This is a genomic window from Akkermansia sp. AE01SA01 (genome assembly GCF_036417395.1).
Lineage (GTDB): Bacteria > Verrucomicrobiota > Verrucomicrobiia > Verrucomicrobiales > Akkermansiaceae > Akkermansia.
The window spans coordinates 2,797,956-2,819,135 of record NZ_CP143890.1 but is presented as its reverse complement, the minus strand read 5'-3'; the positions used below and the strand labels follow the sequence as shown (position 1 = coordinate 2,819,135).

Below are 21,180 nucleotides of genomic sequence, written 5' to 3'. Positions count from 1 at the left end.
ATTGTCCCGGAGAAGGATTGTTTTTCTTTCATGTTTGACTATCAGAAGATTTTGTTAATATTTCACGGTGCGTGCATTGTGGCCGCCTCTGTTTTTCCACGGTCTGAACATCCTGGCGGCAAATTCTCGCAGGAAGGTGGTAAAAAAGTGTGCGTGATTATCGAGTCATGAATTCCTTCAAGAACCTGTTTTGTTCTCTTTCATTCTTTTTCCCGAGCGCGAGTCAGGTCCGGGAGGAAGTTTCGGAAAGACGGACTGATGGTATGCGTTATTCCAGGGCTTCCTCTGGTCTTCACGCCTATTCATGACATGGCCGTTGTCTGGAAGAAGAAAATGGAATAGGGTGGAAAAGATGATGAATTCCGTATTCAAGTGTTTGATGAGTGCCGTATGTGCCGTGGCATTGCCGGCATTCGGGCAGGATGAGAAGGCCGATTTTCCCACGGACAAGGCCGTGACCGTATTCAGCGCGGGGGAAGGGAATCCTTATGAGTCCATCCGCATTCCCGCGTTGCTCAATATCGGCAGGGGGCAGCTTCTGGCGTTTGCCGAAGGCCGGTATAAGAATACCGACCAGGGGGAGAACGATATTATCATGAGCGTCAGCAAGAATGGCGGCAAGACCTGGTCACGTCCCCGGGCGATCGCCAAGTCTCATGGGGCCACCTTTAATAATCCATGCCCGGTTTATGACGTCAAGACCAAGACCGTGACTGTCGTATTCCAGCGTTATCCCGCCGGGGTCAAGGAGCGGCAGCCTAATATCCCCCAGGGTTGGGACGACGAGAAGTGCATCCGCAATTTCATGATCCAGAGCAGGAACGGCGGTTCTTCCTGGAGCAAGCCCGTGGATATTACTAGGACGACCAAGCGGCCCACAGGGGTGGATATCATGGCTTCCGGCCCGAATGCGGGAGCCCAGTTGAGGAGCGGTCCCCACAAGGGGCGCCTGGTGATTCCGATGAATGAAGGGCCGTTCGGCAAGTGGGTGATTTCCTGTATTTACAGCGACGACGGCGGCAAAAGCTGGAAGCAGGGCCAGCCAACCGCCAATATGAAGGGCCTGGTGAATGAAACATCCATCGCGGAAACGGATAACGGAGGCGTGGTCATGGTCGCCCGCCACTGGGGCGGAGGCAATTGCCGCCGCATCGTGTGGTCGCAGGACGGCGGCGAGACATGGGGTGAAGTGGAAGATGCTCCGGAATTGTTTTGCGACAGCACGCAGAATTCCCTGCTGACTTATTCTCTGACGGACCAGCCTGCCTTTGGCGGCAGGAGCCGCATCCTCTTTTCCGGACCCAGCGCCGGACGGCGCATCAAGGGGCAGGTGGCGATGAGCTATGACAACGGCAAGACCTGGCCGGTGAAAAAACTGTTGGGAGAAGGCGGTTTTGCCTATTCCAGCCTTGCCATGGTGGAGCCCGGCGTAGTAGGTGTGCTTTATGAGGAGAACCAGCCACATATCAAGAAGCTGAAGTTTGTTCCCATCACGATTGACTGGCTGACGGACGGGAAGGACACGGGACTGCCGGAAGGAAGGAAAGCTCCGGTTCTTAAATAAGTTCGTGAACGGTAAATATTCGTTTTCCAACGGGACTGGATTTCCAGTCCCGTTTTTTATGAAGAAAGGGTTGAGGGGGGAAGAGACAATGAAAGGAATGTTCATGTGGCATGGTGGGAACCCGGCTGGCAGGGAATGGAGCCTCCGGCTTTCATGACTGAATTTGTGCCGAAGCGCAGCGAAGGGATTTTGTTTTTTACTTCCGGTCGCCGCAGGTCCATTTTCTTGATGATTTAATTGTTCATGAAAGAAGGGCCTGGCCTCTTTCCTCTGGAACGGGCCTTGTCATTGTTACTTGCTTTTAAAAGATTCATGGGGAGGATTTTAGTGTACAAACATGGTTATATCTGTTAGATGGCAGGATATTCAACTACTATACCTTATGAGAACTTGGTGCAAAAACATATGTTTTTGCACCATCTGGTAGTGATGGACCGGGAACATGAATTGGATCTTCATGCCGCGCTGGCGATCGGATATGCGGCCACACGGCCCTATACCTGGCCGGCCCTTTCTCCCGCACAGCTTAAATTAGGGTTCAGCATAAAAAGCCGTGACGGACAGCAGAGATTTCTTCTGAAATGGTATCGGGATACGTACACGGGGCCTACCCTGCGTCTGGTGGATGACCTCGTGGACCGGGTAGCCCGGAAGCAGGCAGCGGAAAAACCGAAGAAGACGCTGGAAACGATCAAAAATATTTTTTGAGTTTTTGTCGATTTCTCTATCTCGTTTGCGTAATATATTTATTATTAATATAATGTAATTGTGAGAAATAGATCTATTTCTCACACTTACAGAATGAATTTAGTAAATATGGTGATGGGGCCAAACGAATGAGAATGAATCTGTTAAAATCACGCGAAATAATAATAATAATATTATAAAAATATATCTAATTACTTTACTGGATATATTCATATTAATTTGAAATGCTATATATATAGGACGTTTTCTACGTTGATTTCCTTTCATAATATGATGGCTATACTCTATGGGTTGATGCGCTCTTTGGGAGAACAACTTCCTATCTTCAGAGTTGATATATATAGAAAGGTATAGCATATGTTTGCGACATTATGCTTCCTAAGTCTCCCTGAAGTTCGGAAGTAGTAATCTTAAAAGCTAGAAAGGAGGGGTTCTTTCTAGCTTTTTTTGGTATGAGTTGAACGATGAGCAGACACTACTCGGATTCTTCGGAGAGTTCAAGGAATTTCTTAAAGGCTTTTATAAGAAGGTAAATTAACTTGGGCGCTTGTTGACTTGGGCGCTTGTTGACTTGGGCGCTTGTTGGAGTATAAATGTGTTGTTCGCATGAATTGTTATGCGTGGATTGAAAATTATATAAGCCTTTAATTTTAAGAATTATATAAATATAGTGCAGGTTCAAAAAGCCTGCACTATATTTGTTAGAATGTGAAAGGATTCTTTTATCACTACATTCCACTCCGCATAGTTGCTTTTTCCCGATGACAGGGTACGCATGCATTGCCGGCTTGATTCCGGGGCGGCTGCAGGTACTCTCCAAGGCATCCGTTGCCCTTGGAGCTTTTCCCATTCGGGAAGGCCGGCGAACGGAAGATGATTCCCCGTTTCAATATATGTCCTGGATTTATCTGGTGTTGGCCGGTCTCTGTGAGATCGGATGGCCTTTGGGCTTCAAGCTTTCACAGGCGCCCGGCACGGGTTCCGGCAGGTTTGCCGCCTGCATTGCGTTCTCCGTGTTCAGCATGGCTCTGAGCGGCTTCCTGCTGTGGCTGGCGCAACGGAACATTCCCATAGGTACGGCTTATGCCGTATGGACGGGCATCGGCGCTCTGGGCACGTTCATGGTGGGCATCCTGTGGTTCGGGGATTCCTCCAATGTCTGGCGCATGCTGGCGGCTACCTTCCTGCTGATCGGCATCATCGGGTTGAAGCTGGCCCCCGGACATTAATCTGTCTTCGTGGCAATTTGTGCCGGGTCGGGGGAAGGTTAGTGTGCAGCAGCTCTCCGGAGAGGTCAACGGTGGGAAAGGTGTTTTTCCCACACTGTTCCGCAGGCGTCGGAAGGCATGCGCCAGTCTCCGCGCGGGGAAAGGGCAATTGTCCCTACCTTGGGACCGTCCGGCATGCAGCTGCGCTTGAATTGCTGCCGGAAGAAGCGGCGGATGAAGATGCCCAGGCCGCGGCGGATGAATTCCGGCTGGAATTCTCCGCGGAAGGCGTGTTCCGCCAGATACAGGATTTTGTCCGGCTCCGCGCCGTATTTGATGAAGTGGAAGAGGAAGAAATCGTGCAGGTCGTAAGGGCCCAGCACATCTTCCGTCCTCTGTTCAATGGAACCGTCGTCTGACGGAGGCAGAAGTTCCGGGCTGACGGGGGTGTTGTTGATGTCCAGGAGGGTAGCCGCCAGTTCCGGGGATGATTCTCCTGCGATGTGTTCAATGAGGCACCGTATCAGCGTCTTCGGAATGGAGCAATTGACCGCGTACATGGACATGTGGTCCCCATTGTAGGTGCTCCATCCCAAGGCTATTTCCGACAGGTCCCCAGTTCCAACGACCAGCCCCCCGTTTTTGTTGGCCAGGTCCATCAGGATTTGCGTGCGTTCGCGGGCCTGGACATTCTCATAGGTGGTGGTGCGTTCGGCGGGGTCGTGCCCGATGTCGCCGAAGTGCTGGAGACAGCATTCGGAAATGGGAATTTCCCGGAGTTCCGCGCCCAGAAGGCGGCACATGTTTACGGCATTACCGTGGGTTCTGTCCGTGGTGCCGAAGCCCGGCATCGTCACGGCCAGAATGTCGGAGGCAGGACGCTTCAATGCCCGGCAGGCGCGGGCGCAGATGAGCAGGGCCAGCGTGGAGTCCAGGCCGCCGGAGATGCCTATCACCAGTCTTTGGGCATGGGTGTGTTCCATCCTCTTGGCAAGTCCCGCCGTCTGGATGGCGATGATTTCTTCGCACCGTTCCCGGCGGTGGGCCGGGGAGGGCAGGAAGGGCCGCGCCGGGTTGAAGGCGTATTCCAGGCCGGGGGCGGCGGGAATTTCCGCAGGCACGGTCAGATGAAGGGCGTTTCCGGCAGGGGAGAGAGATTTGCTGTCATTGAAGGAGCTTTCGGAGAGGCGCGCCGCCGCCAGCCGTTCAAAGTCCACGTCTGCAAGGATCAGGGAGCTTTCTCTGCCGAACCGTTCGCCTTCCGTCGCCAGCCTGCCGTTGTCCGCAATGAGGGAATGCCCTCCAAACACCACGTCCGTGGTGGATTCATGCACTCCGGCGGAGGCCAGGACATAGGCGCAGAGGCATCTGCCGCTTTGCTGTTTGACCAGTTCGCGACGGTAGGCGGCCTTGCCGGTGAGTTCCGTTCCGGCGGACGGGTTGAAGATGGCCCTGGCCCCCAGAAGAGCCAATTGGGAGCTGGGAGGAATGACGCTCCACAGGTCTTCACATATTTCCACGCCGAAGCTGAAAGGGGAGGAAACATCATGGAAGACGATTTCCGTTCCGAACGGGATGCATGCCCCGTTGACTTGAACTTCCTTCGTTCCCGTTCCCAGCTCCCTGCCGGAGGTGAACTGCCGCTTTTCGTAGAATTCCCGGTAGTTGGGGAGCACCGTTTTGGGAACCAGCGCCAGGACGCAGCCGGACTGGACCACCGCCGCCGTGTTGTACAGGGCGTCTTCATGCAGGAAGGGCAGGCCCACTACGGCAATTGTGCCGGAACCTTCCGTGGCTTCCGCAAAGCGGCGCAGGCCGTCCAGGGCCGCCTCTCTCAGGCGCGGCTGGAAGAAGAGGTCTCCGCAGGAGTAGCCCGTAATGCACAGCTCCGGAAAGACGACGGCCGCCGCCTGCTGTTGCGCAGCTTTCCGGAATCCGGCCATGAGCTGGTCGACGTTGTAGTCCACATCAGCCACGCGGAGCTGGGGAACGGCGGAGGCAAGTCTGTAATATCCGAACATGGGCGGCGCAGTCTGGAAAAATGGAACCCGCAGATGTTCGTTTTCCCGTAATCAGGACGCAATTCGGGAGGGGCGGGTCTGATCCGGATACTAAAAGCTCATGAAAGACTTGTAAAGCCATCAGTGGGGACTGCCTCCCTCCGTTTTGCCGGAAGGATGAGATGGGAAGGGAAACTCTCCCGTATGCCGCCCGAACGCCGGGCATCGGAAGCGGGCTTCATCTTTTTTCCGGAATCCGGCAGCGTGGCGGCTTTTCATGACCCGGGAACAGCATTGAGACTGGAACAACAGGAGAAAAAGAGTAAACCATACCGCAAAGGCTGATGAAAAATACTGACCGATTCACCGGAAAAGCCGGAGCCTATGCCCAGGGAAGGCCCGGTTATCCCTCCGCCGTTGTTAAGCTTCTGACCCAGGAAACCCGCCGGGAAAATCCCCGCATGGCGGATATAGGTTCTGGAACGGGCATTCTTTCCCGCGCCATGCTGGAGCGCGGCTGGACCGTGTATGGGGTGGAGCCCAACGATGACATGCGGAAGGAGGCGGAAAAGACGCTGAACGGCTTTTCTCGTTTTCATTCCGTGGCGGGAACGGCGGAACATACCCGACTTTCCGGTGCTTCGGTGGACCTGGTGACGTCGGCGCAGGCATTCCACTGGTTTGACGCCTTCGCGTTCAAGCGGGAATGCCGCCGTATTCTGACCGGGGAAGGCAGGATAGCCCTGATTTGGAATTCCAGGGTGGAAGACAGCCCTATTGTCCGGGAGGAAGGAAGCATCCATCGTCTTTACTGCCCCCGTTTTTACGGGTTCAGCGGGGGCTTGGCGGAATTGACGGACAGTATCGGAGCGTTTTTCGGCCACCGCTTCCGGGTATTCCGCTTTCCGAATAATTTGTCCTATACGCGCGACCAGTACCTCCGCCGCATGATGTCCGCCTCCTATGCCCTGATGGAGAACGGCGAAGGGCGTTCCTCCTGGCTGGCTGCCCTTGACGGGCTGTTTGACCGGTTTGAGATGGAAGGCCGTGTGACGGTTCCGAATGAAACCGTTGTGTATTTAGGGAACTGCTGAGTATGCGCCGTCCACGCGCTGCATCGGGAAAAGGACGTCCCTGCGTTTCCCTGACGGTTGTTTCCTTGGCTCCCGGCCGGCGCAATGTTTTTCCGGCAGAAGTCCGCAATCTAAGAACCCTTCTGTCAGAATATCCCGGAAATATCCGACAATGGAAAGAGAAAGCTTTCGTTCAATTCATGGATTGAACGATGACGGCAGCCAGGATGGCGATGAATGCTAAAATAATAATGATGGCGGTAATATGGCCGGTTTTGTCCACGTCAAGAGTCCACTCCCTTTTAAGACGGGAAAGGTCTTCCCCTGCGGCATAGCGGGAGAAAAGGTCTTGGAGCTGGGAGTAGTCCAGATCTTTGGGCGCTATGTAAAGTTCCCTGTTCTTTCCGTTGACGAATGATATCTCGCAATGATAGCTCTCCGGATCGTTGCAGGCGGCCTGGAGGAACTCGTTTCCGCGGTTGCAGATGATGAAGGCCTCCGTATCGTCTTTGATGCCGGAAAGGGCTTCTTCCTGTGTTGCGCAGGGATCTCCGGAAAGTTCCCATATGATGGAAGGGCGGGATGAAGAAAGGCTCATGGAATGAAAAAGGGTCGTTGAGAACGGTAGAGGATGATTTCTCCTGCCGCCAGTATAAAAGAACTTCCTGCTTCTTTTTGTGGAGAAAACGGCTCCTGGAGGAATGTTCCCGAGGGTACTGAACGCTCTGCCTGGTGCGGCATTCAACGATTGTCTTTCCGCGCGCCATTCCGGTTCTGCATGTTTTCCTCCGGGACGTTCCGTCCGGATTTCTCCGGCCGCGCAGTGATAGCTGCTTTTGCTCCTCTGGAAAATCGTCCCGGATCTGCAGGCATGGCTTCTTCTCTCACATTATTATTGCTTTATCCCGGTGGGCTTGCCGTGGTATGATAACTCACCGCCATGACGCAGCAGCCTTTTTCTCAAGAACCTTTCCTGGTTTCCGGATTGCATGGGGACCAGATTCTGGGCGCCCGCAGCAATCAGCAGGATTCCTTTTCCATCCTGGCCGGGGAGGATGCCCTGGTGCTGGTCCTGGCGGACGGCATGGGGGGATATACCGGCGGGGAACTGGCCAGCCGCGCGGCCATAGAAGGTTTTTCCCAGGCGTTTGAGCGGGAAAACCGTTCTCCCGGCAAGAGGATGAAGGCCGCGGTGGCCGCCGCCAATGAACAGGTGCGCGTCGTCCGGAGGAAGAGAGGGAAGGATGACGAGATGGGCACGACGCTGGTAGCGGCCTGGATAGGGCCGGAAGGGCTGCGCTGGGTCAGCGTGGGTGATTCCCTTCTGCTGCTTATTCGGGAGGAGAAGATGTTTCTGCTTAATGATCTTCACCAGTATTCCACAGAGCTGGAACGCATGGCGGATGAAGGTTCCATTAGCCGGGAGGAGGCCTTGAGCCACCCTTCCCGTCATTCCCTGACCTCCGCTCTGATGGGGAAGGAGGTGCCTTTGGTGGATCTCCGGGAGGAATTCTTCCCTCTGTTTCCCGGTGACCGTCTTCTGGTCGCCAGTGATGGGGTGGGCCCCTATCTGGATTCCCTGGGCCCGGCGGGAATACGGTATTTGTCCATGCTGTCCGCGGAAGAATTGGTGTGTTCCGTATTGGCCGGAATCAACCGGGACGGAGCGTCCAATCAGGATAACGCCACGCTGATCTGCGCGGAAATAGCGGAAGCGTGATTTTTCCGGAAGGAATGGAAAGTGATAGGCTACGCAAGGAAAAGCAGACAGAAGAAGATTAAACGTAAACCGTTTGAAATGAGCATTGTTTCAGTATTTTTCCAAATTGAGAAAATGCAAATGACAACGTAATATAGAGGTTGTTCAGTTACCAGACCGTTAGCCGGGCAGTTACTGGAACGGGAACAGGTAACGGAATGCAATGAAAAGAAATCCTCACCGTTTTCTTTGCACTCGTACTCTACATTTTGCTTATCAAGGAACGCTTATATGGCAAGTAACTTTGCACCTAAAAATATAAGCGTATGAAAGTAGAAAAATTCAAGGTGCTGCTCTACCTCAAAAAGAGCGGACTGGGCAAGTCGGGCAAAGCCCCGATAATGGGAAGAATTACAGTGAACCGCACGATGGCACAGTTCGGATGCAAGTTGTCCTGCACTCCCGAATTGTGGAATCCCCGTGAAAGCCGTCTGAACGGAAAGAGCCGCGAGGCGGTGGAGACTAATGCCAAGATTGACAAGTTGCTACTGGCGTTAAACATGGCATTCGACAATCTTGTGGAACGCAAAATTGATTTCGATGCCACCGATGTGAAAGACCTTTTTCAAGGCAGCATGGAAACGCAGATGACCCTTATGAAAATGACCGATGTTGTCTGTGATGACATCAAGGCACGTATCGGTATTGACCGTGCCAAAAGTACTTATCCCGGCTATCACTATATGCGGCTGGCTCTCGGAGAGTTCATCAAGCATCAGTACAAGGTCAAGGATTTGGCTTTCGGGCAACTGACGGAACAGTTCATCCACGACTATCAGACATTTGTCACGGAAGATAAAGGACAGGCAATCGATACTGCCAGACATTATCTTGCCATACTTAAGAAGATTTGCCGTATAGCTTATAAAGAGGGACATGCCGATAAAATCCACTTCCAACATTTCACCCTGCCGAGGAAAACGGAAACGACTCCACGGGCATTGAGCCGTGAATCGTTCGAGAAAATCCGTGACGTGGAAATACCTGCATACCGCAAATCCCATATGCTGGCAAGGGATATGTTTCTCTTCGGATGTTACACAGGTGTATCTTATGCGGATGTCGTTTCGATTACCCATGCTAATTTGCAGACAGACGGGGACGGGGCATTATGGTTGAAATACCGCAGAAAGAAAAACGAACTCCGTGCCAGTGTAAAACTATTGCCCGAAGCAATTGCGCTTATCAATAAGTATAGCAGTGAGGACAGAGAAACCTTGTTTCCTTTACTTCGCTGGCCCAATCTTAGAAGGCACATGAAAGCGTTGGCGGCACTGGCAGGCATCAAGGATGACCTGTGCTACCATCAGGCGAGGCATAGTTTCGCCTCGCTGATTACGCTCGAAGCTGGTGTGCCGATTGAGACCATCAGTAGGATGTTGGGGCATTCCGATATTTCCACCACTCAGGTGTACGCCCGTGTCAGTCCGAAAAAACTCTTTGAGGACATGGACAGGTTCATCAAAGCTACCGAGGATTTCAAACTTACCCTTTAATACGGCAAACGATATGCGAAGTACATTTTCACTGTTACCCTATATCAACCGCAGCAAGGTAAAGGCTGACGGTACGACCGCCGTTCTCTGCCGCATAACCATTGACGGGAAACAGACTGTCATAAGCACAAGTATCTATTGCCGTCCCGAAGATTGGAATGGCAAGAAGAACGAGATAAAGTCCACAAGGGAAAACAACCGCTTGCAGGAATATCTCCGGATCATTTCAGAAGCATACGAAGAAATACTGAAATCGCAAGGTGTAGTCAGTGCAGAGATGTTGAAGAGCCACATCACCCAAAACAACATTCATCCGACTACCCTCCTGCAAATGGGAGAATGGGAACGGGAGCGGTTAAAGAAACACTCCGAGGAAATAGATTCAACCTCCTCCTATCGAAGTTCAATGTATTACCAGAAGTACCTGACAGACTATATTGTGTCATCGGGTAAAAAGGACATCTGTTTTGAAGAAGTTACAGAGGACTTCGGCAAATCTTATAAGGCATATCTGAAAAGATGCAAGAACTTCGGGGCATCTCAGACCAACCATTGTCTGCGATGGTTGAACCGCCTGTTGTATCTGGCAGTCGATAAGGAGATAATCCGAGTGAATCCCTGCGAGGAGTTGGAATATGAAACCAAACCGGAGGCAAAGCACAGATACATCAGCCGCGATGAGTTCAAGAAGATACTTTCCACCCCGATGTATGACAACAGGCTGGAGTTGGCGAGACGGGCTTTCATATTCTCCTGCCTGACAGGATTGGCGTATGTGGATATACAGTTGTTGCATCCCCACCACATCGGGATGAATGCGGAGGGCAGACGGTATATCCGTATCAACCGCAAGAAGACAAAGGTGGAAGCGTTCATACCCCTGCATCCCATAGCGGAACAGATATTGTCGCTGTACAACACGGTCAATGACGAACAGCCCGTATTTCCGCTTCCTAACCGTGACGCCTTGTGGTTTGAAATTCATGAGTTAGGTGTAATCATAGGCAAAGAGGATAACTTGTCCTACCACCAAAGCCGACATAGTTTCGGAACTTTCCTTATTTCAGCGGATATACCGATAGAGAGTATCGCCAAGATGATGGGGCACTCCAATATTCGGACGACACAGGGATATGCACGTATAACCGATGACAAAATCTCAAAGGATATGGACAAACTGATGGAACGCCGGAAGAAACAATCTACCGGCGAAAAGACAAACAAAAGTAACTAAACAATGTCAATGCAATATATTATGGATAGAGGTATAATCACAATCAGTGAAGCGGGTATGGTCACTATTCCGACCGCACCCGTATGGATGACACAATTCGAAATCGCCGACCTGTTTGGAGTATTCTCTTGTGACATTCGTAAAGCGATTCATGCTATATATAGGAATAAGGAGTTAAACGAATGTGATACGATAAAATATATCAAGCAACCAGATGGTATCAGTTATGATGTTTATAATCTTGAAATGGTTATAGCCATTGCATTCAGGATATGCAGTAGAGAAAGTATCTTGTTCAGACGGTTTGTGATAAATGAAATCTACGCCACCAAGAAAGAGAACTCAATAACATTGTTTGTATCTTGTGGCAGAGGAAGCAACCTATGGTATAGTTGAGGTTCATCCCATCAGTCACCTGTTCCCGATGCTCGGATGCAAAGGTAGCGCATGGCACTGATGGCAGTGGCAAGGTCAGGCGGCAAAGCCGTTTCGGGCAGAATCTTCCTCCTGCGGAGCGTATTCAGCCCGAAAACCTTGCCTCTGCCGACCATACGCTCGTAAGGCATCCGGCAACGGAAACAAGCGACTGACGGGAAATCAGAAGAAAAATCGGGGACGGTTTACAAGTGAAGCGGAATGTGGATGCTTCACCTGTAAACTGTCCCTTTTTCTTTTTGCTGTAAGTCCATTGCTACCGCAAATTATAGGGCAGACGGCAAACTGCGCTCCTTTAAGAAAATCAGATAGTCAATCAGATTGCCTTCTGCCGAAAAGCGGAGCGGTAGCCGTCATTCAACATCCGTTCAATGTCGGATTCACGGTAAAGGATTTTACCGCCTAACTGGATATAGGCTATCCGTCCTTCGTTGCGATAGTCCTGAAGTGTTCTTCTGCTCACCTTCAGCCGTGCCGACACTTCCTTGTCGGTAAAGAAACGCTCTCCGTCCAATGTCGGGCGATAGTTGGCGGTCAGACGCTCATAATTGTCCATCAGTCGGTCAAGACTGCCCATGAAGTGGATTATCCATTCGTTGTCTTTGTTAATCAGTTCGTTCATGTTACTTTGGATTTAGTGGGTATTGTTATTCTACTATGTTCATTGCATCAGGTTTATATTGTCCGATCTTTGAAACGTGCTTCCTTCCGCCTATCCTCCACAACGGAAACGATACGCTGTACATCTTCGGGACGGTAGTATGTCTTGTGGTTTATCTGCGAGTAGGCAAGCGTGCCGTTGTCCCGCAGGGTCTGCAACGTGCGGGGACTGATGTTCAACATCCGGCACACGTCCTGATTGTCCATCCACTCACTCATTTTCTTTTCGCCGTGCCGCTGGCAGATGGCTTCCATACGGTGGACGAAGCGGTCGAACTTGGCGACCATCTCCTCAAAGGTCTTTCTTTCGATTGATACAATTTCCATATACATTATTCTTTGCTGTTATTGTTTCTTTTGCTGCAAAGGAATATATAATCCGTTATCCGACAATGGTTTTTCCAAAAGTGGCAGCATGTGGCACCGATATGGCAGAGGTTGTCCGGGATACTACTTTTCGTTATCATCTTAATTGGTGATTTTAGCAAGAATGCCAAAAGATAAATAAGGGCTTAATTCAAATTTGCCCTTAAAATCATCTTTGTCCTCCTTATGATTCATATCCGGCAAATCGGAGAAGTCTGCACCATTGTTTATATCGCCTTAAAGCAAAACCATACAAAATTTCCTAACAGAATCCAAGTCCTTGACTGACTGCAATAAAGCCCCTTACTTTGCTCCCGACAAACGGTCAACTATGCGCATACAGACCAACAAGTATTCACTTTAACAAGAAACAAAAATGAGCAAGAAATTCAGAAACATCGAAAACGATGAAGCGTTCAAGAACTTCAAGCTGGAAGACTATATGCCTTCCATGCCCGAACACAAACAGGAAGACAGTTCTTCCGTAGCCGCAGAAGAAGAACCTATTGCGGAAGCGGGCAGTCTCTTTCCAGTGTTGGATGAACCGGGCACAACCGCAGTACAAGCGGCTATGCCGGATACTCGTATACACGAGCAGGTAACGGGGGCGGAATCAGATGACGAGGCACAGGAAACCGCCACAGATACGGGCAACATTCCCGTAGGACGGACAATCGTCAGACGTATCAGCAGCAAACAGCGCAGGCTGTCATTGGACGAATACCGCGCCACCTATTTGCGAGTGCCCAAGATAGCCGACCGCAAGCCCGTGTTCGTCAGTGGGGAGGTACGTGACAGGCTGGACGAGATTGTACGCCGCCTCGGAGGACGTGGCATGAGTGTATCTGGGCTTATAGAGAACCTCGCCCGTCAGCATCTCTCTACTTACGGAAACGATATTGGCCAATGGCGTAAATTGTAGGAATTAAGACAAGACCAACCGGGTGTCTTTAGGGTATCTTTCAGAGATGCTCTAAATCACTTGTAACTAAGTTTGGAGGGGCAAGTTTATGTTTCGGGCAGACCGAAACCACTTGCCCCGCTCCAAACCTCGCAGGGAAGGCACATCCCGTAGGTCTATCTTATGTACAATTATTACAATCAGTGATTAAACTAAAGAATAGATAAATATGGACAGTAAAAAAAGAAAAAACAATGGAATGAACAACGGACGGGAACGAGCCAACAAAGGCGGTCGCCCCGTCAAGGGAACCACCGAGAAACTGAAATACCGTATCACGGTGAAGATGGCAACAGAAGACTACTACCTGTTGAAATCCAAAGCGAAGTCGGCTGGCGTTTCTGCCAGCGAGTTCATTCGTGGTTGTGTCACAGAGGGCGGCGTAAAGGAACGGCTCTCGAAAGAGCATGGCGACCTTATCCGCAAACTCTGCGGCATGGCGAACAACTTAAACCAACTGGTACGGAAGGCAAATGCGGAGGGATACACTTCCGTGTTCTTACCCTGCCGCACACTGATGATAGAGATTGACAACCTTATAAACCGGATACGCCTATGATAGCAAAAATCATGAAAGGCTCAGACTTTAAGGCTGTGGTTTATTACATCCTGAACGATGAAAAAGGTACTCAAATCATAGATTCAGACGGCTTATTTTTGGAAAATAACGACACGATAGTGCAAGGATTTATTGGGCAAGCACAGATGAATCCGAGAGTGGCAAAGGCTGTCGGGCATATCGCATTGAGCTTTTCAAAGGAGGACGCGCCACGGCTGAACAATACGGTCATGGCGCAGATTGCCCGGGAATATATGGAACGGATGGGCATCAAGGACACGCAGTACATCATTGGGCGGCACTTTGACAAGGAGCATCCACATGTGCATATCGCGTTCAATCGCATCGACAATGATGGCAAGACCATATCCGACAGGAACGACCGCTTCCGTAGCGAGCGCATCTGTAAGGAACTGACCAAGAAGTACGGGCTTCATTTTGCCAATGGTAAGGAACAGGTGAAGATAGACCGATTGCGTGAGCCTGACAAGACGAGGTACGAGCTATACCAAATATTGAAGACAGAGGTTGGCAGATGCAAGGATTGGAATACCCTGCTTGAAAGATTGGAACGGCAAGGTGTAGATATGCAGTTCAAATACAAGGGACAGACGGATGAAATCCAAGGCATCGTCTTTACGATGAACGGCTACCGTTTCAATGGTTCCAAGGTGGACAGGCAATTCAGTTACTCCAAGATTGATGCGGCATTGAGCCGTAACAATTACAATGAACGGCAGATGCAACCTCAACCGCAGACTAATCGGGAAGAAATAAACCCGACTTCAAGTGTCGGTGGCGAATTAATCAATGGCTCATTAGGCTTGTTCTCTCCAAGCAATATGCCGGAGGAACAACAGCCATACGACCCATATCTGAGAAATAAGAAAAAGAAGAAACAACGTAAAATCAATTGGTAATTATGGCAGACAACAATGTATTCATCCTCTTTGAGGAAATCAAGACCGCCTTAAAAGGCATAAACGGAAAGTTGGAAGAGCTGCCCAACGTGGCAATTCAACAATCGAAAATAGAGAATAATAACCTGGATTTATCTCCAATCAAGGAGGTTGTTGTGGAAACGGCAAAGACTCAATCTGGAGAAATTAAGGGCATATTGGATAAGCACTGGAAGGCATACGCACAGATTTTCACCTTAATTCTGCACCACCTTGATGCAATCAAGAAAACGCAGAGTGAACAAAGCGAACAATGTGCGCAACAAGAGCAGCAACCGCAGGAGCATATCCATCGGCATAGTTTTGACATCAAGTCAAGCAAGGTCTTTTCTTTCGTTGTTGGATTGGGTGCGGTATGTGCCTTATCACTATGGGGCAATGTTGCGCAATGGCAGGCTAATAGACAGTATGCCGATGATGCCTTGAAGTTCCGTGTCATCCGCTCTTGGGGCGGATGCGATGCCAAAGATGTGCTTTGGTTGAACAAGGTGTTCGACATCCACCGAGATGAAAAAGCCATTGACTGGATACGGAAGCAGTCTGATGGATATGAAACATCCCTGAAAGCGGTTTCCGATAGTCTGATGCAGGAGAACATCAAATCAAAATCCGATTAACATGGCATCAGTAAAGGTCAAGTTTCGTCCCTCCACCGTGAATGGCAGGGAGGGAACACTCTACTATCAGGTCATCCACAACCGTGTGGTCAGACAGATAAACACTGAGTACAAACTTTTCGTTTCGGAATGGGACTGCCATTCCGAAACGGTTGTCTTGCATCATCTATCTACCGAACAAGAGCGGAACAACTATCTGCTTTCAATCGGTTCACGCATCAAGTGGGACAAGGACAGGCTGAATAAGATTATACATACGTTATCCCAATCCGGTACATTTGTAACGGATGATATAGTCATGCGTTTTCACGACAACAGTCAAGAACAATCGTTCAACGCTTACATCAGCCAGCAAATAGCAAGGCTGAAACGCTTGGGGAAGATACGCACCTCGGAAACCTATACTGCCGCTCTCAGGAGTTTCAGTGGCTTTATGAATGACAAGGAGGTCTTGTTAGACCAGCTTAACGCAGATTTGTTTGCTGAGTACGAGGTTTATTTGAAAGGCAGAGAAAATACGCCCAATACCATATCCTTTTATATGCGTATCTTGAAAGCGGTCTATAACCGTGCAGTGGAGGATGGATTGACCGAGCAGCGACATCCGTTCAAGTCCGTTTATACGGGAGTGGAGAAAACCATAAAGAGGGCCTTGTCGCTCAATGACATCAGGCGTATCAAAGGACTGGACTTGTCATTGAAACCGAACCTTGATTTTGCCCGTGATATGTTCCTGTTCTGTTTTTACACAAGGGGAATGTCTTTCATTGATATGGCGTATCTGAGAAAGAAAGACTTGCAGAATAGCACTCTTTCCTATCGCAGACGTAAGACGGGGCAACAACTGTTCATCAAATGGGAAAACTGCATGCAAGAGATTCTTGACAAATATCCGATAAACGAAACAGAGTACCTGCTACCCATTATCACAAAACGGAACGAAGATTATCGAAAACAATACACCAACGAACTTCACCGAGTGAACCATTTGCTGAAGAAAATCGGGAAGCAGCTGGATTTACCGATACCCTTGACAATGTATGTCGGTCGGCATTCGTGGGCAAGTATTGCCAAGAGCCGCAATGTACCCATCTCTGTCATCAGCGAAGGAATGGGTCATGATTCCGAGAACACGACACAAATTTATCTTGCATCGCTGGATACTACTGTGGTGGATAACGCCAATAAGAAAATACTGGATTTGCTGTGAAACCGTGAATGTTTAGCAAATCAATCCTACGCTTGCTAAGAGACGGATATTATAATGCAAAATTACGCAAAATAATGATTTTTAGAACATAAAACGCTGAAAATCTTACCTATTACTATGCTTTTGTTTAGCAAAGAATATCTGATGTTTTGCGAAATTATCCATGAAAATGGAAACATACAACTCTATATCAATGGAATAAGGCAACTCATCCGTCTCTTAGCAAGAGACGATTTTGTAAAATGGCAAATGGAACTCATAGACAACATCAATAAGACCCTAAAAAACGATTGGGCTGCAGAGTTGCGCAGTGGCGGCAAAGTCGCCATTGCCGCTTCGTGCTTTTCCATTTATGCCTTTGAAGAACTGAAAGCGCAGTTAAAGGATATTGACGAACTTCGTTTCATCTTTACTTCCCCGACCTTTGTTACGGAGAAGGCGGACAAGCAGAAACGTGAATTCTATATTCCGCGTCTAAATAGAGAGCGCAACCTATATGGTTCTGAGTTTGAAATAAAACTCCGCAATGAACTTTCTCAAAAGGCCATTGCCAAAGAGTGTGCAGGGTGGATTCGCAAGAAAGCATGTTTCAAGTCCAACAGTACTGGGGAGAACATGATGGGGTTTGCCGTAGTTGACGACAAGGCGTATATGCCCATCACGGGATTTACCACTGTGGAATTAGGATGCGAGCGTGGCAACAACGCCTATACGATAATTAGCAAGATGCAAGCACCCTTTTCCGCTCAGTATCTGTCTTTGTTCAATCAGGTATGGAACGACAATGCCAAGATGCAGGTGGTTACAGAAAAAGTGCTGGACAGCATCACCAATGCCTACAAGGAGAACGCGCCCGATTTTCTCTATTTTGTTACGCTCTACAATATCTTCCGTGAGTTCTTGGATGACCTTTCAGAAGACCATCTGCCGAACGAGGCTACAGGATTCAAGGATAGCCAGATATGGGGCAAGCTCTATAATTTTCAGAAAGACGCTTGTCTGGCAATCATCAACAAACTGGAGAAGTACAACGGCTGTATTCTTGCCGACAGCGTGGGATTGGGCAAGACATTTACAGCCCTATCGGTCATCAAATACTACGAGAACCGAAACAAGACGGTGCTTGTGCTTTGTCCGAAGAAACTTAATGACAACTGGATTACCTACAAGAGTAATTACAAGAATAATCCGATAGCCAAAGACCGCTTGCGCTATGATGTGTTCTTTCACAGCGACCTTTCGCGCAGGGAAGGCAAGACAAACGGTCAGGAACTTTCCAATATCAACTGGGGAAACTACGACCTTGTGGTGATAGACGAAAGCCATAACTTCCGCAACGGTGGTAAGGTGACGACAGACGAGGATGACGACAATCCGCGTGAGAACCGCTATCTGCAACTGATGAACCGCATTATCCGCACAGGCGTAAGGACAAAAGTCCTGATGCTGTCGGCCACCCCGGTGAACAACCGTTTTAACGACCTCAAGAACCAACTGCAACTGGCATACGAGGGAGAAAGTGCAAAGATAGACGGATTGCTCAACACCTCTTCAAGCATAGATGATATTTTCCGCCAAGCACAAACAGCCTATAATGTGTGGGCGAAACTTCCTGTGGAGGAACGCACCACAAAGGAACTGCTGAACCGTCTTAGTTTTGACTTCTTCGAGGTGTTAGACAGCGTGACCATTGCACGAAGTCGCAAGCATATCGAACAATACTATGACATGGCGGACATCGGCAAGTTTCCCACACGACTTACCCCTATTTCACGCCGCCCGGACTTGACCGACCTTGATTCTGCTATCAATTACAACGAAATATACGAGGTGGTGAGTCGGTTGAACCTTGCCATTTACACCCCGTCCGATTTCCTCTTGGCAAGCAACCGGGAGAAATACATGGATGTGAACAGCGAGGACGGATATTCCAACCTGACCATGAGCGGACGTGAAAAAGGCATCCGCAGCCTGATGAGCATCAATCTGCTAAAGCGTTTGGAGAGTTCTGTCAACTCGTTTCGCCTGACGCTGCAACGCATCCGCGACTTGATCGTTTCCACACTTGATAAGCTGAAGGAGGTGGAGCAAGGTGAAGAGTTCGCACTTGAAATGGAAGACATCTCGCAGAACCTTGATACGGACGACAGTGAAACGGATATGTTCATCGGCGGAAAGAAAACGAAGATAGCCTTGTGCGACCTTGATTATATCTCATGGCGAAAGTATCTTGAAGAGGACTTGGAGAACCTGAACCTGCTGCTTTTACTTTTGGCGGACATCACTCCGGAGCACGACAGCAAGTTACAACAGCTTATAGCCGACATTCGTAGTAAGTTTGCCAACCCGATAAACGGCAATAACAAGAAGATTATCATCTTCACCGCCTTCTCTGACACCGCACAATATCTGTACGACTGCCTGGCACAACCCATAAAGGAACGGCACGGTCTGAACACCGCTCTGGTCACGGGTGATGTGGAGGCTCGCAGTACCTTGCGGTTGCCCCAGCGTGAGAAGTTGGACTTCAACAAGGTGCTGACTTTGTTCTCTCCCGTATCGAAGGAAAAGGCAACCATCTATCCGCACATCACGGACGAGATAGATGTGTTGATTGCCACCGACTGCATCAGCGAGGGACAGAACCTGCAGGATTGCGACTACCTCATCAACTACGACATCCATTGGAATCCCGTGCGCATCATTCAGCGTTTCGGGCGTGTTGACCGTATAGGTAGCCGTAACAACGTAATCCAATTGGTGAACTATTGGCCCAACGTGACACTGGATGAATACATCGACTTGAAAGGACGCGTGGAGGCTCGCATGAAAGTGTCCGTGCTCACCAGCACTGGCGATGACAATCCTATTTCGCCCGAAGAGAAGGGCGACCTGGAATATCGTCGCGAGCAATTGAAACGCTTGCAGAGCGAGGTGGTGGACATTGAGGAAATGAATACGGGCATCAACATCATGGACTTGGGGCTGAACGAGTTCCGCCTCGACCTGCTGGCCTATATGAAAGAGCATACCGATGTGGAACATACGCCTTTCGGTCTGCATGCTGTTGTTCCTGCCACTAAGGACTCTCCTGCCGGAGTTGTTTTCGTGCTAAAGAACCGTAACAACGGTGTGAACATCGACCGCAAGAACCGTTTGCATCCCTTCTATATGGTTTACATCTCGGAGGCAAAGGAAGTCATTGTCAATCATCTTTCACCCAAAGATTTGCTCGACCGTATGCGTTTTCTCTGCAAGGGAAAGACAGCACCCGACATGGATGTTTGCCGTGAATTCAACCGTCTGACCCGTGACGGAAAGGATATGCGCAAATACTCCGACCTCTTAGGCGATGCCATTACATCAATCATCAACGTAAAAGAAGAAAGCGACATTGACAGTTTCCTCAGTGGAGTACAAGGCTCGCTGTTTACAGAAGAGATACGGGGATTGGACGACTTTGAGTTAATCTGTTTCTTGGTAATCAAATAGTGTTATGAGAAGATTTACTGAACAAGAAAACAATTGGATAAAAGAACTCGTGGAGATAAAGGAAAAAGGGTTAAACCATATCCAAGAATTACAAGTGGCAAAGATGCTGCGTTCAAAATTCACTTTTTTCGCTCTTAAATGGACTTATGGAGATAAACCTCAAGTTTCCTTATATAATGAGTCTAAAGATAAAAATAATGCAGAACAGCAATATTATAGCATCTGTGATTTTATCTATTTCATCAAAGAGTTAGAATCTCTTGGTTTTATCTCAATGCAAAAAGTTTATTCTGACAGGGAGAATACAGGATTTAGTGTTTTATATGATAGAGAAAACTATATATATGACAGCACAGGCAATCAATTTAAGCCTAAGAAATGTAAAGATTTGAAATCTATTATTCCTTGCTCTTCTGATAAGGAGATACTAATGGAGGAAATGGGCAATGGAATCTATGGTTTATTTCAAATAGAGCAGGCTCAAGATATAAACCTTGATTTTGCTAATGAATTGCAAAAATATGGCTTAGGTATTATTTACCCCCTACCATTAGCGAAAGATTATGTTGATAATGATTTCAGGACATTAGAACAAAGACATTATGAAAAAGAAATGAATGTCGCCTTGCAATCGGCTAAATATAGTAGATGGGCAATGCTGATTGCATTTTTTTCTTTAATGGTTTCTGTGGCTTTTGGAATGTGGCAAGTTGTTGCCCCTCAAGAAATAGAGCCAAAGCAAATCAATACAATTGAAACTGCAATAAAAAGTAATCGCATAGATGATCCATTAAAAGTCGAAATTAGAGACACGATTTTAATCAAGTCGATAGAGAATAATAAGCCGACTAATTCTTGTCATCAACAAAAAAAGTAGAA

20 protein-coding genes are annotated in these 21,180 nt (G+C 48.9%); 16 read left to right on the top strand and 4 right to left on the bottom strand.

What is annotated here, in order from left to right:
* The first annotated feature begins 379 nt into the window (after positions 1–379).
* The 3 genes from V3C19_RS11450 to V3C19_RS11440 all read left to right on the top strand — a co-directional run bounded on the left by V3C19_RS11450 (position 380) and on the right by V3C19_RS11440 (position 3,501).
* The gene (locus V3C19_RS11450; protein WP_161982744.1) at positions 380–1,564 is read left to right on the top strand and encodes a sialidase family protein; all 1,185 of its coding nucleotides are present in this window, start codon (positions 380–382) and stop codon (positions 1,562–1,564) included.
* Between the two features lie 405 nt (positions 1,565–1,969).
* Positions 1,970–2,272 (top strand): hypothetical protein, encoded by a 303-nt coding sequence (locus V3C19_RS11445; protein ID WP_130083311.1) that lies wholly within the window; start codon positions 1,970–1,972, stop codon positions 2,270–2,272.
* Between the two features lie 893 nt (positions 2,273–3,165).
* The gene (locus tag V3C19_RS11440; protein ID WP_102712491.1) at positions 3,166–3,501 is read left to right on the top strand and encodes a multidrug efflux SMR transporter; all 336 of its coding nucleotides are present in this window, start codon (positions 3,166–3,168) and stop codon (positions 3,499–3,501) included.
* A gap of 65 nt (positions 3,502–3,566) precedes the next feature.
* On the opposite strand, the gene V3C19_RS11435 is transcribed toward V3C19_RS11440, so the two are convergent.
* Positions 3,567–5,501 carry an NAD(+) synthase gene (locus V3C19_RS11435; RefSeq protein WP_130083310.1) on the bottom strand — a complete coding sequence of 645 codons (1,935 nt, stop codon included), beginning with the start codon at positions 5,499–5,501 and terminating at the stop codon, positions 3,567–3,569.
* Between the two features lie 323 nt (positions 5,502–5,824).
* On the opposite strand from V3C19_RS11435, the gene V3C19_RS11430 reads away from it, so the two are divergent.
* Positions 5,825–6,574 carry a class I SAM-dependent methyltransferase gene (locus tag V3C19_RS11430; protein WP_295934277.1) on the top strand — a complete coding sequence of 250 codons (750 nt, stop codon included), beginning with the start codon at positions 5,825–5,827 and terminating at the stop codon, positions 6,572–6,574.
* Between the two features lie 172 nt (positions 6,575–6,746).
* On the opposite strand, the gene V3C19_RS11425 is transcribed toward V3C19_RS11430, so the two are convergent.
* Positions 6,747–7,151 (bottom strand): hypothetical protein, encoded by a 405-nt coding sequence (locus V3C19_RS11425; protein ID WP_130083308.1) that lies wholly within the window; start codon positions 7,149–7,151, stop codon positions 6,747–6,749.
* 33 nt (positions 7,152–7,184) lie between these two features.
* Here V3C19_RS11425 and V3C19_RS11420 point away from each other — a divergent pair, with 33 nt between their 5' ends.
* The 5 genes from V3C19_RS11420 to V3C19_RS12875 all read left to right on the top strand — a co-directional run bounded on the left by V3C19_RS11420 (position 7,185) and on the right by V3C19_RS12875 (position 11,438).
* A complete protein-coding gene (locus V3C19_RS11420; protein WP_295934279.1) occupies positions 7,185–7,481 on the top strand; it encodes a hypothetical protein in 297 nt (98 codons plus the stop codon).
* Positions 7,482–7,493: 12 nt separating this feature from the next.
* Positions 7,494–8,273, top strand: a complete 780-nt coding sequence (locus V3C19_RS11415; RefSeq protein ID WP_130083306.1) for a protein phosphatase 2C domain-containing protein — start codon at positions 7,494–7,496, stop codon at positions 8,271–8,273.
* 305 nt (positions 8,274–8,578) lie between these two features.
* Positions 8,579–9,808, top strand: a complete 1,230-nt coding sequence (locus V3C19_RS11410; RefSeq protein WP_302389459.1) for a site-specific integrase — start codon at positions 8,579–8,581, stop codon at positions 9,806–9,808.
* A 13-nt stretch (positions 9,809–9,821) separates the two neighbouring features.
* On the top strand, positions 9,822–11,042 hold the full coding sequence (locus V3C19_RS11405) for a site-specific integrase (RefSeq protein WP_302389458.1): 1,221 nt from the start codon (positions 9,822–9,824) through the stop codon (positions 11,040–11,042).
* 21 nt (positions 11,043–11,063) lie between these two features.
* Complete coding sequence (locus tag V3C19_RS12875; protein ID WP_032588735.1) at positions 11,064–11,438, top strand: hypothetical protein; 375 nt, start codon at positions 11,064–11,066, stop codon at positions 11,436–11,438.
* Positions 11,439–11,793: 355 nt separating this feature from the next.
* On the opposite strand, the gene V3C19_RS11400 is transcribed toward V3C19_RS12875, so the two are convergent.
* Together V3C19_RS11400 and V3C19_RS11395 are read right to left on the bottom strand one after the other, a co-directional pair.
* Entirely contained in the window at positions 11,794–12,099 is a 306-nt protein-coding gene (locus V3C19_RS11400; protein WP_302389457.1) for a helix-turn-helix domain-containing protein, read from the bottom strand.
* Positions 12,100–12,152: 53 nt separating this feature from the next.
* Positions 12,153–12,464, bottom strand: coding sequence for a helix-turn-helix domain-containing protein (locus V3C19_RS11395; protein WP_302389456.1), 312 nt, complete (start codon positions 12,462–12,464; stop codon positions 12,153–12,155).
* A gap of 415 nt (positions 12,465–12,879) precedes the next feature.
* On the opposite strand from V3C19_RS11395, the gene V3C19_RS11390 reads away from it, so the two are divergent.
* The 7 genes from V3C19_RS11390 (at position 12,880) to V3C19_RS11360 (ending at position 21,178) form a co-directional block, all read left to right on the top strand.
* Positions 12,880–13,425 (top strand): DUF3408 domain-containing protein, encoded by a 546-nt coding sequence (locus V3C19_RS11390; RefSeq protein ID WP_302389455.1) that lies wholly within the window; start codon positions 12,880–12,882, stop codon positions 13,423–13,425.
* Between the two features lie 208 nt (positions 13,426–13,633).
* A complete protein-coding gene (gene mobC / locus V3C19_RS11385) occupies positions 13,634–14,023 on the top strand; it encodes a plasmid mobilization relaxosome protein MobC (protein ID WP_302389453.1) in 390 nt (129 codons plus the stop codon).
* The gene (locus tag V3C19_RS11380) at positions 14,020–14,943 is read left to right on the top strand and encodes a relaxase/mobilization nuclease domain-containing protein (RefSeq protein ID WP_234098843.1); all 924 of its coding nucleotides are present in this window, start codon (positions 14,020–14,022) and stop codon (positions 14,941–14,943) included. The genes mobC and V3C19_RS11380 overlap by 4 nt, the downstream gene beginning before the upstream one ends.
* A gap of 2 nt (positions 14,944–14,945) precedes the next feature.
* On the top strand, positions 14,946–15,599 hold the full coding sequence (locus V3C19_RS11375) for a hypothetical protein (protein WP_302389450.1): 654 nt from the start codon (positions 14,946–14,948) through the stop codon (positions 15,597–15,599).
* Between the two features lies 1 nt (position 15,600).
* Complete coding sequence (locus V3C19_RS11370) at positions 15,601–16,809, top strand: site-specific integrase (RefSeq protein ID WP_302389448.1); 1,209 nt, start codon at positions 15,601–15,603, stop codon at positions 16,807–16,809.
* A 249-nt stretch (positions 16,810–17,058) separates the two neighbouring features.
* Positions 17,059–20,301 (top strand): helicase-related protein, encoded by a 3,243-nt coding sequence (locus V3C19_RS11365; protein ID WP_343230646.1) that lies wholly within the window; start codon positions 17,059–17,061, stop codon positions 20,299–20,301.
* A gap of 4 nt (positions 20,302–20,305) precedes the next feature.
* Positions 20,306–21,178, top strand: coding sequence for a hypothetical protein (locus V3C19_RS11360; protein ID WP_302389034.1), 873 nt, complete (start codon positions 20,306–20,308; stop codon positions 21,176–21,178).
* The last annotated feature ends 2 nt before the right edge of the window (positions 21,179–21,180 follow it).